14 protein-coding genes are annotated in these 13,964 nt (G+C 38.6%); 9 read left to right on the top strand and 5 right to left on the bottom strand.

Annotation, left to right across the window (positions count from 1 at the left end; genetic code table 11):
• The first annotated feature begins 21 nt into the window (after nt 1-21).
• A complete protein-coding gene (locus tag QM859_RS01620) occupies nt 22-1,692 on the top strand; it encodes a formate--tetrahydrofolate ligase (RefSeq protein ID WP_414261891.1) in 1,671 nt (556 codons plus the stop codon).
• A gap of 90 nt (nt 1,693-1,782) precedes the next feature.
• Here QM859_RS01620 and lysS read toward each other — a convergent pair whose 3' ends face one another.
• From lysS to QM859_RS01595, 5 genes are all read right to left on the bottom strand, one after another.
• Entirely contained in the window at nt 1,783-3,273 is a 1,491-nt protein-coding gene (gene lysS / locus QM859_RS01615) for a lysine--tRNA ligase (protein WP_414261890.1), read from the bottom strand.
• A 135-nt stretch (nt 3,274-3,408) separates the two neighbouring features.
• The gene (locus QM859_RS01610) at nt 3,409-4,032 is read right to left on the bottom strand and encodes a histidine phosphatase family protein (RefSeq protein ID WP_414261889.1); all 624 of its coding nucleotides are present in this window, start codon (nt 4,030-4,032) and stop codon (nt 3,409-3,411) included.
• Complete coding sequence (locus tag QM859_RS01605) at nt 4,029-4,514, bottom strand: aminoacyl-tRNA deacylase (RefSeq protein WP_414261888.1); 486 nt, start codon at nt 4,512-4,514, stop codon at nt 4,029-4,031. Before QM859_RS01605 ends, QM859_RS01610 begins: the two co-directional genes overlap by 4 nt.
• Complete coding sequence (locus tag QM859_RS01600) at nt 4,514-5,356, bottom strand: DUF368 domain-containing protein (protein ID WP_414261886.1); 843 nt, start codon at nt 5,354-5,356, stop codon at nt 4,514-4,516. Before QM859_RS01600 ends, QM859_RS01605 begins: the two co-directional genes overlap by 1 nt.
• Nucleotides 5,357-5,462: 106 nt before the next feature.
• Nucleotides 5,463-6,263 carry a glycoside hydrolase family 25 protein gene (locus QM859_RS01595; protein WP_414261885.1) on the bottom strand — a complete coding sequence of 267 codons (801 nt, stop codon included), beginning with the start codon at nt 6,261-6,263 and terminating at the stop codon, nt 5,463-5,465.
• Nucleotides 6,264-6,420: 157 nt separating this feature from the next.
• On the opposite strand from QM859_RS01595, the gene glmU reads away from it, so the two are divergent.
• The 8 genes from glmU to QM859_RS01555 all read left to right on the top strand — a co-directional run bounded on the left by glmU (nt 6,421) and on the right by QM859_RS01555 (nt 13,903).
• Nucleotides 6,421-7,800, top strand: coding sequence for a bifunctional UDP-N-acetylglucosamine diphosphorylase/glucosamine-1-phosphate N-acetyltransferase GlmU (gene glmU, locus QM859_RS01590; protein ID WP_414261884.1), 1,380 nt, complete (start codon nt 6,421-6,423; stop codon nt 7,798-7,800).
• Between the two features lie 9 nt (nt 7,801-7,809).
• The gene (locus tag QM859_RS01585) at nt 7,810-8,355 is read left to right on the top strand and encodes an NUDIX hydrolase (protein WP_414261883.1); all 546 of its coding nucleotides are present in this window, start codon (nt 7,810-7,812) and stop codon (nt 8,353-8,355) included.
• 11 nt (nt 8,356-8,366) lie between these two features.
• Nucleotides 8,367-8,678: a cell wall synthase accessory phosphoprotein MacP gene (gene macP, locus QM859_RS01580; RefSeq protein WP_006151759.1), complete on the top strand. Its 312-nt coding sequence runs from the start codon at nt 8,367-8,369 to the stop codon at nt 8,676-8,678.
• A 10-nt stretch (nt 8,679-8,688) separates the two neighbouring features.
• Complete coding sequence (locus QM859_RS01575) at nt 8,689-9,384, top strand: 5'-methylthioadenosine/adenosylhomocysteine nucleosidase (protein WP_414261881.1); 696 nt, start codon at nt 8,689-8,691, stop codon at nt 9,382-9,384.
• Nucleotides 9,385-9,505: 121 nt separating this feature from the next.
• On the top strand, nt 9,506-11,794 hold the full coding sequence (gene pcrA, locus QM859_RS01570; protein WP_414261879.1) for a DNA helicase PcrA: 2,289 nt from the start codon (nt 9,506-9,508) through the stop codon (nt 11,792-11,794).
• Between the two features lie 180 nt (nt 11,795-11,974).
• A complete protein-coding gene (locus QM859_RS01565; RefSeq protein WP_414261877.1) occupies nt 11,975-12,220 on the top strand; it encodes a SemiSWEET family transporter in 246 nt (81 codons plus the stop codon).
• Nucleotides 12,221-12,326: 106 nt separating this feature from the next.
• Nucleotides 12,327-13,028: a response regulator transcription factor gene (locus QM859_RS01560; RefSeq protein WP_414261875.1), complete on the top strand. Its 702-nt coding sequence runs from the start codon at nt 12,327-12,329 to the stop codon at nt 13,026-13,028.
• Complete coding sequence (locus QM859_RS01555) at nt 13,025-13,903, top strand: sensor histidine kinase (RefSeq protein WP_414261874.1); 879 nt, start codon at nt 13,025-13,027, stop codon at nt 13,901-13,903. Before QM859_RS01560 ends, QM859_RS01555 begins: the two co-directional genes overlap by 4 nt.
• Nucleotides 13,904-13,964 lie beyond the last annotated feature (61 nt).

Genomic DNA, 13,964 nt, shown 5'->3' with positions numbered 1-13,964 from the left:
TTTGAGGTAGAGGAGTTTTGAATGAAAACAGATATTGAAATTGCACAAAGTATTGAATTGAAACCAATCGTTGATGTTGTTGAAAAACTTGGCATCTCTTACGATGACTTGGAATTATACGGAAAATACAAGGCTAAGCTTAGTTTTGATAAAATTCGTGCAGTTGAGAGCAATCCAGTCGGTAAATTAATCCTGGTTACAGCTATCAACCCAACACCTGCTGGTGAAGGAAAATCAACTATCACTATCGGACTTGCTGATGCTTTGAATAAGATTGGTAAGAAAACCATGATTGCTATCCGCGAACCTTCTCTTGGACCAGTCATGGGGATTAAAGGTGGGGCAGCTGGTGGTGGTTATGCTCAAGTTTTACCAATGGAAGATATCAACCTCCACTTTACTGGAGATATGCATGCCATTACAACTGCAAACAATGCTCTCTCTGCCTTGATTGATAACCACTTGCACCAAGGAAATGAGCTAGGAATCGACCAGCGTCGTATTCTCTGGAAACGTGTTGTTGACTTGAACGACCGTGCTCTTCGTCACGTAACTGTTGGCCTTGGTGGTCCTCTTAACGGTATTCCACGTGAAGATGGATTTGATATCACTGTTGCTTCAGAGATCATGGCCATCCTTTGCTTGGCGACTGATATTGAAGATTTGAAACGTCGTTTGGCCAATATCGTCATTGGTTACCGTTATGATCGTACACCTGTTTTAGTGGGTAATCTACATGTTGAAGGTGCCTTGGCATTGATTTTGAAAGATGCTATCAAACCGAACTTGGTTCAAACCATCTATGGAACACCTGCCTTTGTACATGGTGGCCCATTTGCCAATATCGCACACGGATGTAACTCTGTCTTGGCTACAACTACAGCCCTTCACTTGGCTGATTACACAGTGACAGAAGCAGGTTTTGGTGCAGATCTTGGTGCTGAGAAATTCCTGGATATCAAAACTCCAAACTTGCCAACTTCACCAGATGCAGTAGTGATTGTTGCAACACTTCGTGCTCTTAAGATGAATGGTGGGGTTGCTAAAGATGCTTTGACAGAAGAGAATGTAGAAGCTGTTCGTGCAGGATTTGCAAACTTGAAACGTCACGTTGAGAATATCCGTAAGTTTGGTATTCCAGCAGTTGTTGCAATTAACGAATTTGTATCTGATACAGAAGCTGAAATCGCAGCATTGAAAGAACTTTGTGCTTCAATCGATGTTCCGGTTGAATTAGCTAGTGTATGGGCTGACGGAGCTGAAGGAGGAGTGGCTCTAGCTGAAACTCTCGTCAAAACGATTGACGAAAACCCAGCTAACTATACACGTTTGTATGACAATGACCTTTCAGTACAAGAGAAGATTGAAAAGATTGTCACTGAAATCTATCGTGGAAGCAAAGTAAACTTCGAGAAGAAAGCTCAAACTCAAATCGCTCAAATCGTTCAAAATGGTTGGGACAAATTGCCAATCTGTATGGCAAAAACTCAATACAGTTTCTCAGATAATCCAAATGCTCTTGGTGCACCTGAAAACTTTGAAATTACTATTCGTGAATTGGTACCAAAATTGGGTGCAGGCTTCATCGTTGCTCTTACTGGTGACGTTATGACCATGCCTGGACTTCCAAAACGACCAGCTGCTCTCAACATGGATGTTGAAAGTGATGGTACAGTTCTTGGATTATTCTAATAAGAAAATTTAAAGACAAGCTCAACATTGAGTTTGTCTTTTTGTTATTATTAAAAAAATCTCCTAGAGATAACTAGGAGATTTGAGTTTTTATTTCATAGTTGGGAAAAGAAGTACATCACGGATAGTAGTTGTATCTGTGAGGAGCATGCAGAGACGGTCAATACCGATTCCCAAACCACCTGTTGGTGGCATACCGTATTCAAGGGCTTCGATGTAGTCGTAGTCAATGCCAGTCGCTTCGTCGTCACCAAGTTCTTTGGCTTTGGCTTGAGCTTCGAAACGGCTGAGCTGGTCGATTGGGTCGTTAAGCTCAGTAAAGGCATTACCATATTCTTTAGTCATGATGAAGAGCTCGAAGCGGTCTGTAAAGCGCTCATCTTCTGGATTTTTCTTAGCAAGTGGTGATACAGCCACTGGGTGTCCATAGACAAATGTTGGTTGAATCAATGTTTCTTCAACAAATTCTTCAAAGAAGGCATTGATAATGTGTCCAACTTCAGTGTAGTGTTTTTCAACAGGAACATTCTTTTCAACTGCGATAGCTTTAGCTTCTTCGAAAGTCATATCTTTCCAGAAATCAACACCTGTAATTTCCTTGATTGCATCAACCATGTGTACACGTTTAAATGGTTCATTGATCTTGATTTCAGTTCCTTGATAGATAACTGGACCGTCGCCTTTAACAGCTTTAGCAACGTGTTGAATAATGCCTTCAGTCAAGTCCATGATATCTTGGAAGTCTGCGTATGCTTGGTAAACTTCGATAGAAGTGAACTCAGGATTATGTGTAGCATCCATTCCCTCGTTACGGAAGATACGGCCAATCTCATACACACGCTCCATACCACCGACGATAAGGCGTTTCAAGTGAAGCTCAGTCGCGATACGAAGCACCATGTCAATGTTTTGAGCATTGTGGTGAGTGATGAATGGGCGAGCAGCAGCACCCCCAGCTTCGTTGTGAAGAACTGGTGTTTCAACTTCAAGGAATCCTTTTTGGTCTAGGTAACGACGGATTTCAGAGATGATTTTTGAACGAGTAACAAAACGTTCGAAGCTTTCGCGGTTAGAAATCAAATCGAGGTAACGTTTACGGTAGATTGTTTCAACGTCAGTTAGTCCATGGAATTTCTCAGGAAGTGGACGAAGCGCCTTAGATAAGTGTGTAATGTGAGTCGCCTTGATAGAGAGTTCTCCCATATCAGTACGCATGACTTCACCTTCGACACCAAGGAAGTCTCCCAAGTCAGCCTTTTTAAAGATTTCGTAGTTTTCTTCACCGACAGCATCTTTACGAACGTAGATTTGAATTTGACCTTCGCGGTCTTGAAGGTGGGCAAATCCAACTTTACCCTTACCGCGTTTTGTTACCAAACGTCCAGCGATAGTAGCAGTCTCGTTTAAATCGTGTAATTGTTCTTTATCGAGGTCAGCATATTTATCTTTTAATTCTTGTGAGTTAGCAGTGCGTTCAAATCGTTTACCGAATGGATCGATTCCTTGTTCACGGAGCGCAGCCATTTTTTCGCGACGAACGATCTGTTGGTCATTCAATTCTTCCATGTGTTCTGTTGACATGAGTTCCTCCTAATTTTAATCGAAATTTGAAATAATAAATTAATTTTTCACGATACTCCATTTTATCATAAATAGTCAAGAAATTCACGGATATTCTATAAAAACTGAAAAGAACTTGATTGTTAATATCAAGTTCTATATTTTTTGATAAGAAGTATCGTTCCAAGTCTTTAGAGTAAATGTTTTAAAGTCATCAATTTCTATAATTGTTAGACTTGCATTAGCCAAACCTCCGTCTTTACGAAGCAGAGCTTCCTGATAGCCTATAAGCGTTCGAAGACTAGCAGTAAGGTTCGCTCCATGACCGACTAGTAATAGGTGCTCTGCCTTAGAATTTTTTAAGGACTTGATAAATTGGATAGTGCGCTGAGTTGTAGTGTAGAGTGATTCAGCTTCAAACATGCGAGTATCAAACTTAGCTAAGTTAGTTTTAAAGGCTTGAATTTGCTGAGGGTAGATAGCATTTAAAGTCGCAATTTTTAGACCTTCCAGTTTACCGAGATGCCATTCTCTGAGTTCAGGAACACTTTCTAAAGGACATGGATTTGTCAGTTGACTTTGGATAATTTCAGCTGATTTTACCGCTCTTGGTAAATCACTCGAATAGATCTTGTCAAAAGGGATATCTTTAAGATACCGGCCCAGGTCTTTTAAAGTTTCAATAGATTCAGGGAGAAGAGGGGAATCTCCACCAGCCCCCTGAAAGCGACCTTCTAGATTCCAGACTGTTCGACCGTGACGGACAAAGTAAAGTTTCATAAGTTACTTTCCTCCAAGATATCTACAAATCTAGCTTTTACAAAGTTTGCCAGATCTTTAGGTGCGATGATGATACTGTGTCCGACCTCGCCAGCTGAGACAATCATTTTTTTCAATTCTAAAGCTGTTTCATCAACAAAAATAGGGTAGTTGTGTTTTTGACGGATACCTACAGGGTTATTAGCTCCATGGATATATCCAGTCGTTTTTTCTAAATCCTTTTGAGGAATCATGACCACTTTTTTATTACCAGAAATCTTTGCTAATTTCTTTTCAGAAAGGTGTTCGGTGATAGGAACAATTTCTATTACCGGACCAGTCTTATCACCCAATAATGCTAATGTCTTAAAGATATGATTTCTATCATAACCAGAAGGAAGTTCTCCTTCTAAAGCATTGATTTGAATGCCTTGATGATCAACACCTGCCTTAGTCAAAATTTGCTCTACTAAGGTTTTTTTTACTTTAACTTTCTTAGCCATTATTTGTATTTATCCTCCAACTGACTCATCCAAATACCTAACCAAATGCCAAGAGCGAAAAAGAAGGCAACAATCACATAAGACACAAGAGATAAACCACTGTAGTTAATGCTTTCAGCATTACCCGCATTTGGAATCAATATCAAGAGTGTACTTGAAAGAACGATTGCAATGATGAAGTGATAAACACGAGAGTGGTACACTCGAAGAGCGTAGTCCATCAATTTTGAAAATATAATAAGAGTGGCAGCAGCTCCAATTCCTATCGGAAGGAAGGTACCAAATAAATCAAAAGTTTTAAATCCGGTTAACATTGGGGTATAGAGACCTAAAATCAAGAGAAGATTTGAGGGGCTTAATCCTGGAACTAAAATACCTAGAGCAAGAAGAGCACCAGCTAGGATAAAACTTGTGAAACTTGCGCTTAGTGAACCAACCACAAAGTTTAAAGCGTAAAGACCAATTCCGGAAACAATAAAGGTCACCCAAAACCAGATAAGATCGACTTTGTCTCTTTCTGAATCTTGTGTAGCTTCCTTTACAAGACTTGGGACTGTACCAATAATAGCACCAGCAAAACTCCATAAAACATAAACTTGATAATGCTCAAGGAGGTACTCAATTGGGTAAGAAAATAGCCCAATACCTAGTAACATACCGATAGCGACAGGTAAAAAATAAAGACTATCTTCTTTTAGGTTTTTAAATGGATGGGCAAGAAAACGAATCATTCTCTCATAGATACCCAAAATAGCCGCTAGAACACCACCAGAAATACCTGGTAAAATAAAACCAAGTGCGATAACAATACCTTTAATTATTTTTGAAATCCAAGATAACATAAACTCTCTCCGTATTTATTCTCTAAAATTCTCTTCTTGTATTATATCACAAAGTAAGAGAAATAAAAAAAGCAAGCAGAAGTAATATCTGGCTTGCTAAATAAATTTAAGGTTTTAAGAATAATTTTCTAAACGTCTCTTCCTTATCTTTTGACAAAGAAATAAGATTTAGGTCTAGATGGTGTTCAAATCCAACCAATTTACCCTTTGAGGTGTATTGATGAAGATCAAAGTCAAGGTCTGTATTTGGTGAACTTTCAAAGTAGCCTGAGTCAAGTCCGTAGGATGGAATCCAAATAGCAGAAAACTTATCTGTACTGATGCTATGTTCTTTCATGAAGTACACACCAATGTATATACCAATACTTTTAGCACCAAGTGATTCTAACTTAGCACGGAATGCCTCAACTCCTTGGTTCATATCTGACATTGTTTTTTCTTCAACGTCTAACCAATAGTAACTTGGATTGTATGGGGAAGCTGAATTGTAGAATGCTTCAGCAGTCTTTTCCATTTCCTCTACACTTTTTCCAGATACATAGGCATATACAGCAACTGGAACATTTCTCTTTTGAAACTCAGCGATATGACTTTTATAAGCTTTATCAATACCGTTTGTATAAGATGCATCGTTCTCAGTGGTAATCTGATTTCCTCCGTGGACTCGAACAATGACACCAGAGATATTTTGAGATAAAATATCGTAATTGATTTCCGATGGTCTCTGCCAACCAGAGATATCGATGATAGGCTTATCCAAGTTATGTAGAGCTTGTGTTTCTATTTGAACTAGATTTTGTTTGGTTTTTACAGGATGTTCTTCGAATCGTGGACGATTGAGAATCAAGAGTCCTATAAAAGCAGCAAATATAATAACTATAAAAGCTGGGCGAATTTTTTTTCTCATACTCCTATAGTTTATCGTAATTTGTAAAAAAAATCAAAAAATTTACTCAAAACGGAGTAGTGACAGTCATTAGCGTTAGGTTGAGTTCATCAAATTTGTGTATCGTAAACTAAATTATGGTATAATAATAAAGAATTTCTATAGAAAAGAGAAAAATATGGCAAATTATGCAATTATTTTAGCAGCGGGTAAGGGTACCCGTATGAAATCAGATCTACCTAAAGTTATGCACAAGGTTGCAGGAATTTCTATGCTTGAGCATGTTTTTCGTAGTGTAGGGGCAATCAAGCCTGAAAAAACAGTAACGGTTATTGGTCATAAGGCAGAGCTAGTTGAACAAGTTTTAGCTGATCAAACTGATTTTGTGAGACAGTCCGAACAATTAGGAACTGGTCATGCGGTTATGATGGCCGAGCCAATTCTTGAGGGCCTTTCTGGACAAACATTGGTTATTGCTGGCGACACACCGCTAATCACTGGTGAGAGTTTAAAGAACTTGATTGATTTTCACGTAAATCATAAGAACGTAGCTACAATTCTTACTGCAGAAGCTGAAGATCCATTTGGTTATGGTCGTATAGTCCGTAATGAAAATGCTGAAGTGCTACGTATCGTAGAACAAAAGGATGCGACTGATTTCGAGAAACAAATTAAAGAAATCAATACAGGTACTTATGTTTTTGATAATGCGCGTCTCTTTGAAGCTCTTAAAAACATCAATACCAACAACGCTCAAGGTGAATACTATATTACAGACGTGATTGGTATTTTCCGTGAAGCTGGTGAAAAAGTCGGAGCCTATACTCTTAAAGACTTTGATGAAAGTCTCGGAGTAAATGACCGTGTAGCGCTCGCCACAGCCGAAGCTGTTATGCGTCGTCGTATTAACCAAGCTCACATGATTAATGGCGTTAGTTTTGTAAATCCAGAAGCGACTTATATTGATATTGATGTTGAAATTGCTCCAGATGTACAAATTGAAGCTAATGTAACCCTCAAAGGTTCTAGTAAAATTGGTGCTGAGACTATTTTGACGAATGGAACTTATATTGTCGATAGTACTATCGGTTCAGGTGCAGTGATTACCAACTCTATGATTGAGGAGAGCACAGTTGCTGATGGTGTTACAGTCGGACCTTACGCTCATATTCGTCCAGGTTCTAGCCTAGCAAAAGATGTTCATATTGGAAACTTTGTTGAGGTGAAAGGTTCTAGCATTGGAGAAAATACAAAAGCTGGCCATTTGACATACATTGGTAACTGTGAAGTTGGCAGTGACGTCAACTTTGGTGCTGGTACTATAACAGTGAACTATGATGGGAAAAATAAATTCAAGACAGTCATTGGCAACAGTGTCTTTGTTGGTTCGAATTCAACCATCATTGCTCCTGTTGAACTAGGAGATAACTCTCTTGTTGGCGCAGGTTCAACCATTACTAAAGACGTGCCTGCTGATGCTATTGCCATCGGTCGTGGCCGCCAAGTTAACAAAGACGAATATGCAACTCATCTCCCTCACCATCCTAAAAACAAATAGGAGCTAATCATGGAATTTGAAGAGAAAACACTCAGCCGTAGAGAAATCTATAAAGGTCCTATTTTCCAATTGGTACAAGACCAGGTTGAACTTCCTAATGGAATAGGGACAGCTCAACGTGATTTGATTTTCCATAATGGTGCAGTATGTGTTCTTGCAGTTACTCCAGAAAATAAGATTGTTTTAGTCAAGCAATATCGCAAGGCGATTGAAAAAGTTTCTGTTGAAATTCCTGCAGGAAAACTAGAAATTGGAGAAAATGCTGATCCTGAAGCAGCAGCCCTTCGCGAATTGGAAGAAGAAGCTGCCTACACTGGAAAACTAACTCTTTTGTTTGATTTCTATTCTTCTATTGGTTTCTGTAATGAGAGATTAAAACTTTATTTGGCAAGTGATTTGACAAAGGTTAAGAATCCACGTCCGCAGGATGAAGATGAAACTTTAGAATTACTTGAAGTTAGTCTTGAAGAAGCTAAACAACTGATCCAGTCTGGTGATATCTGTGATGCCAAGACTATTATGGCTATCCAGTACTGGGAATTACAAGAAAAATAGGGGAGGAACCTATGGGAAAACCTTTATTAACAGACGAAATAATCGAGCGTGCAAATCGTGGTGAAGATATCTCTGGTCCTACTTTAGTAGATGATCAAGAAACAAAGATATTATCGACTTCATCTCAACATTATAGAGCTTCACGTTCAAGTGACCATGGTTTTAGTCAAGATACCCTAACGATTGATGTTGAACCACAAATCCATAAAAGTCGTCGAATTGAAAATACTAAGAGAAATGTTTTTAACTCAAAACTGAATAAGATTCTATTTGCTGTTATTCTTCTCTTGATTTTGCTAGTTTTAGCAATGAGATTTATTTAAGGGGAATGTCATGAAAATTGGAATTATAGCAGCTATGCCAGAAGAGCTAGTTTATCTGATTCAACATTTAGAAAACGCTCAAGAAGAGACGGTATTAGGAAATAAGTATCATACGAGTAAAATTGGTTCAGTCGAGCTTGTCTTGGTCGAGAGTGGAATTGGTAAAGTCATGTCTGCTATGAGTGTAGCTATCCTAGCCGACCACTTTAAAGTAGATGCTGTTATCAACACTGGTTCAGCTGGAGCTCTAGCTGAAGGAATCGAAGTTGGAGATGTAGTGATTGCTGATAAGCTAGCTTATCATGATGTTGATGTGACTGCCTTTGGTTATGAATACGGTCAGATGGCCCAACAACCACTCTATTTCGAATCTGACAAGAAGTTTGTCAATTTGATTCAAGAGAGTTTGTCTAAACTTAGCCAAAAATGGCATTTAGGTTTGATAGCGACCGGTGATAGTTTTATTGCAGGTGAAGATAAGATTAAAGCTATAAAAGAACATTTTCCTCAGGTGCTTGCGGTTGAGATGGAAGGAGCGGCTATCGCTCAAGCAGCTCACGTGCTTAATCTACCTTTCTTAGTTGTCCGTGCTATGAGTGATAATGCTAACCACGAAGCTTCTATCTCATTTGATGAATTTATCGTCGAAGCTGGCCGTCGCTCCGCTCAGGCGCTCTTGACACTTTTACAATCAATTCATGATTAATATAAAAAGAACACTTATTAGTGTTCTTTTTTTAGGAAAAAAGCAAGCTTGTCTCTGACAGAGTTATTTTCGGTCTTTTTTGATATAATAGAAACATTGATTTGAAGAATAGGAAGAGAAAATGAACCCTTTATTAAACGGTATGAATGACCGACAGGCTGAAGCGGTCCAAACAACAGAAGGTCCACTGCTGATCATGGCGGGGGCTGGTTCTGGTAAGACGCGTGTGTTGACCCATCGTATTGCCTACTTAATTGATGAAAAGATGGTTAATCCCTGGAATATTTTAGCCATTACCTTTACCAATAAGGCTGCTCGTGAAATGAAAGAACGTGCCTATGGGCTCAATCCAGCTACACAGGACTGTTTGATTGCGACCTTTCACTCTATGTGCGTTCGTATCTTACGTCGTGATGCGGATCATATTGGTTACAATCGTAACTTTACCATTATCGATCCAGGTGAGCAACGAACACTGATGAAACGCATTCTCAAGCAGTTAAACTTGGATCCTAAAAAGTGGAATGAACGCTCTATTTTAGGGACCATTTCTAATGCTAAGAATGATCTGATTGACGATGTTGCTTATGCTGCACAAGCAGGAGATTTATATACAAACATTGTCGCTAAGTGTTATGAGGCCTATCAAAAGGAACTCCGTCAATCTGAGTCAGTTGACTTTGATGATTTGATTATGTTGACCTTGCGTCTCTTTGATCAAAATCCCGATGTCTTGACTTACTATCAGCAAAAGTTCCAATATATCCATGTTGATGAGTATCAAGATACTAACCATGCCCAGTACCAACTGGTCAAACTGTTGGCTTCTCGCTTTAAAAATATCTGTGTAGTTGGGGATGCTGACCAGTCTATCTACGGATGGCGTGGTGCTGATATGCAGAATATCTTGGATTTTGAAAAAGATTATCCAGATGCCAAGGTTGTCTTGTTAGAGGAGAATTACCGTTCAACCAAAACCATTCTCCAAGCAGCTAATGATGTCATCAAAAACAATAAAAATCGCCGTCCTAAGAATCTATGGACTCAAAATGTGGATGGGGAACAAATTGTCTATTATCGTGCTAATGATGAACAAGACGAGGCTGTTTTTGTAGCCAAAACCATTGATGAACTTGGTCGAAGCCAAAATTTCCTTCACAAAGACTTTGCAGTTCTTTACCGTACTAATGCCCAGTCACGTACTATTGAGGAAGCTCTACTCAAGTCTAATATTCCTTATACTATGGTTGGTGGGACCAAGTTCTACAGCCGTAAGGAAATCCGTGATATCATTGCTTACCTCAATCTCATTGCCAACCTAAGTGATAATATCAGTTTTGAGCGTATCATCAATGAACCAAAGCGTGGAATTGGCCCAGGTACTGTTGAGAAGATTCGTGATTTTGCTAATTTGCAAGAAATGTCCATGCTGGATGCTTCAGCAAATATCATGTTATCAGGAATTAAGGGTAAGGCAGCCCAGTCTATTTGGGACTTTACAAATATGATTCTTGATTTGAGGGAGCAATTGGACCAATTAACAATTACGGAGTTGGTTGAGACTGTCCTTGAAAAAACAGGTTACGTTGATATTCTAAATGCACAAGCAACATTGGAGAGTAAAGCTCGGGTTGAAAATATCGAGGAGTTCCTCTCTGTTACCAAAAACTTCGATGACAATCCTGAAAGCCAAGAAGAGGAAACAGGACTAGATAAACTTAGTCGTTTCTTGAATGATCTTGCCTTAATTGCAGATACGGACTCTGGTAGTCAGGAGTCGTCAGAAGTAACCTTAATGACCTTACACGCTGCCAAAGGACTCGAGTTTCCAGTTGTCTTTATTATCGGTATGGAGGAGAATGTCTTTCCACTTAGTCGCGCCTCTGAGGATCCTGATGAATTAGAAGAGGAACGTCGTTTGGCATACGTAGGAATCACGCGCGCCGAGAAAATTCTCTATCTAACAAACGCTAACTCCCGCTTGCTTTTCGGGCGTACAAGTTACAATCGTCCGACCCGTTTTATCAACGAGATTAGTTCAGATTTGTTGACCTATCAAGGTTTGGCTCGTCCAGCTAATACAAGTTTTAAAGCTTCTTACACAAGTGGAAACACTACATTTGGTCAAGGAATGAGTCTGGCACAGGCTCTTCAAGAACGAAAACGGAATACTGCGCCTACATCGATCCAATCAAGTGGTTTACCATTTGGACAATTTGCATCTAATAGTAAATCTTCTTCTAGTGAGACAAATTGGTCAATTGGTGATATTGCTCTTCATAAAAAATGGGGTGAAGGGACTGTCCTTGAAGTATTAGGTAGTGGAGCTACCCAGGAATTAAAAATCACTTTCCCAGAAGTTGGCCTCAAAAAACTCCTAGCCAGTGTAGCACCGATTGAGAAGAAGTAGGTTTTCTAAACGAATAAAATATCCTCTTGAAATAGTAAGAGGGTATTTTTTTGATTCTCTTATCACAAGATTGTGATAGTTTACTAGTTTTTAACAAATAGCTTTTTAAACTTCACTATCTAAAAAAATAGTGTATAATTGAGACTGTTTTTGAAAGGAGAAAAAATGACTGAAAAATAAATGAAAACTTTAGGTTGGATTGCAACTTTTATGTCCATTATGATGTATGTTTCTTATATTCCTCAAATTATGAACAACCTTGCGGGTCAAAAAGGAAACTTTATCCAACTAGCAGTAGCTGCAATTAACTGTAGTCTATGGGTTTACTACGATCTCTTTAAAAAAGAACGAGATATCCCTTTGGCAGCAGCTAATGCTCCAGGTATCGTTTTTGGGCTTATTACCGCATTGACAGCTTTAATTTAAATATATAGAGTGAACTCTTCTTCATATTTAATCATGAAGGAGAGTTTTTCTTTATCCGAAATTCCTAAAAAAACATGATATAATACTATTAGAAAGGTTGGTGTTTATGGCTAGAATACTTATCGTTGAAGATAATAATGAGATTCAAGAAATTTTGAGAACTCTTCTTTCTGAGGAGCATGAGGTGATTCAGGCTTTTTCTGGTACTGAAGGAATGATACGATTTGAACAAGGTGACATTGATCTAATCCTGCTAGATATTATGCTTCCGGGAAAAAATGGTGATCAGGTTTTAAAAGCCATTAGACACGATAGTTCAGTTCCTGTCATCATGCTAACTGCCCTAAGCGATAAAAAGCTCATCAGTCAATATCTCTTAGATGGTGCTAATGATTATATTTTAAAACCTTTTGATTTGGATGAAGTTTTTGCCAGGGTTACGGTACAATTACGTCAAAAAAGTGACAAGCAAGCAGCTGAGATGGAACATCCTGACAAGTTGATTCAACAGTTAAAAAATATTCAATTTGATCCAGATAGTTTTGAAATCAAAAATTGCCAGAAAACTATTCGCCTAGCTAAGAAAGAATGCTTGATTCTCCAAACCTTGCTGAGACATCCTAAGAAAATTTTCACGAAAGAAGAACTCTATGAATTGGTCTGGGAGGATACTTATTTACCAGGCGACAATACTCTCAACACTCATTTAAGTAATCTCCGTAAAAAATTAAGCCAACTAGATCCAGAGCAAGAGCATATTGAAACTATCTGGGGAGTTGGTGTTCGGTTAAAAGGAGATGAGCAATGATCTATATTTTACTTTCTTTGCTACTGCTGGTTATTATCCTATTGACGATAGGCTTGATTCGCTATCATTTAGCACTCGTAAACTTGAGCCAACAAATTGAGGACAAGATTCTGACTGGAAGTATGAAGAGAATCGGAGTGTCCACTTTCTCCAAGGATTTTTTACATCTTTACCAGCAAATCAATCATCTCTTTCAAGAAGTTGAGCAGTCACGCTTGATTATGAAGCGAGAGAAGCAGACTTTAGACATGGCTATTAGCAATATTGCACACGATATTCGAACACCTTTAACGATTGCGTCAGGTTATACTCAGCAATTGCTTAAAACAGAAAATCCTGAGTCTGAGAGTTTGAAAAAAATTTCCCATCATCTCAATCAAGTTTCAAAACGGCTAGAGGCTCTTTTGGACTATCGTCGGTTAATGGAAGGAGCAGTTAAACCTGATTTATCTGAGTTAGAAGTCTCGACATTTATGACACAAAAATTACTAACCTATTATGATTCATTTCAGACGGCAAAGATTAACCTTGATTTGCAAATAGAACCTGGTTTGTATTTACTGACAGATTCAGATTTATTAGACCGTATGTTACAAAATCTGCTTGGCAATGTTCTAAAACATGGTAAAGATGAAGCGAAATTTTCTCTGAAGGAAGTGGACAATCATATCTGTTTGGAAATTGCTAATCTGGTTAAACAACCCATTCGTAAAATTGAAAATCTCAGTCAACGATTTTACTCTGAAAACCTCTCAGATACTGAAGAATCCTCTGGTTTAGGTCTTTATATTACAGAAGAATTATCCCATATACTTGGTGCAGAACTACAACTAAGTACAGATGGTGCTTGGTTTACAGTTAAAATACTCTTTTAATACTCTTCAAAAATCAAATTCAAACCACGTTAGCTTCACCTTGCCGTACTCAAGTACAGCC

The organism is Streptococcus infantis, from assembly GCF_047463175.1.
GTDB classification, from domain to species: Bacteria; Bacillota; Bacilli; order Lactobacillales; family Streptococcaceae; genus Streptococcus; species Streptococcus infantis_AC.
This window is presented reverse-complemented; position numbering and strand designations above follow the sequence as displayed.

Coding starts and splice junctions, on each gene's coding strand:
- QM859_RS01620 (WP_414261891.1), top strand. CDS start 22: ATGAAAACAGATATTGAAATTGCACAAAGTATTGAATTGAAACCAATC.
- lysS (WP_414261890.1), bottom strand. CDS start 3,273: ATGTCAACAGAACACATGGAAGAATTGAATGACCAACAGATCGTTCGT.
- QM859_RS01610 (WP_414261889.1), bottom strand. CDS start 4,032: ATGAAACTTTACTTTGTCCGTCACGGTCGAACAGTCTGGAATCTAGAA.
- QM859_RS01605 (WP_414261888.1), bottom strand. CDS start 4,514: ATGGCTAAGAAAGTTAAAGTAAAAAAAACCTTAGTAGAGCAAATTTTG.
- QM859_RS01600 (WP_414261886.1), bottom strand. CDS start 5,356: ATGTTATCTTGGATTTCAAAAATAATTAAAGGTATTGTTATCGCACTT.
- QM859_RS01595 (WP_414261885.1), bottom strand. CDS start 6,263: ATGAGAAAAAAAATTCGCCCAGCTTTTATAGTTATTATATTTGCTGCT.
- glmU (WP_414261884.1), top strand. CDS start 6,421: ATGGCAAATTATGCAATTATTTTAGCAGCGGGTAAGGGTACCCGTATG.
- QM859_RS01585 (WP_414261883.1), top strand. CDS start 7,810: ATGGAATTTGAAGAGAAAACACTCAGCCGTAGAGAAATCTATAAAGGT.
- macP (WP_006151759.1), top strand. CDS start 8,367: ATGGGAAAACCTTTATTAACAGACGAAATAATCGAGCGTGCAAATCGT.
- QM859_RS01575 (WP_414261881.1), top strand. CDS start 8,689: ATGAAAATTGGAATTATAGCAGCTATGCCAGAAGAGCTAGTTTATCTG.
- pcrA (WP_414261879.1), top strand. CDS start 9,506: ATGAACCCTTTATTAAACGGTATGAATGACCGACAGGCTGAAGCGGTC.
- QM859_RS01565 (WP_414261877.1), top strand. CDS start 11,975: ATGAAAACTTTAGGTTGGATTGCAACTTTTATGTCCATTATGATGTAT.
- QM859_RS01560 (WP_414261875.1), top strand. CDS start 12,327: ATGGCTAGAATACTTATCGTTGAAGATAATAATGAGATTCAAGAAATT.
- QM859_RS01555 (WP_414261874.1), top strand. CDS start 13,025: ATGATCTATATTTTACTTTCTTTGCTACTGCTGGTTATTATCCTATTG.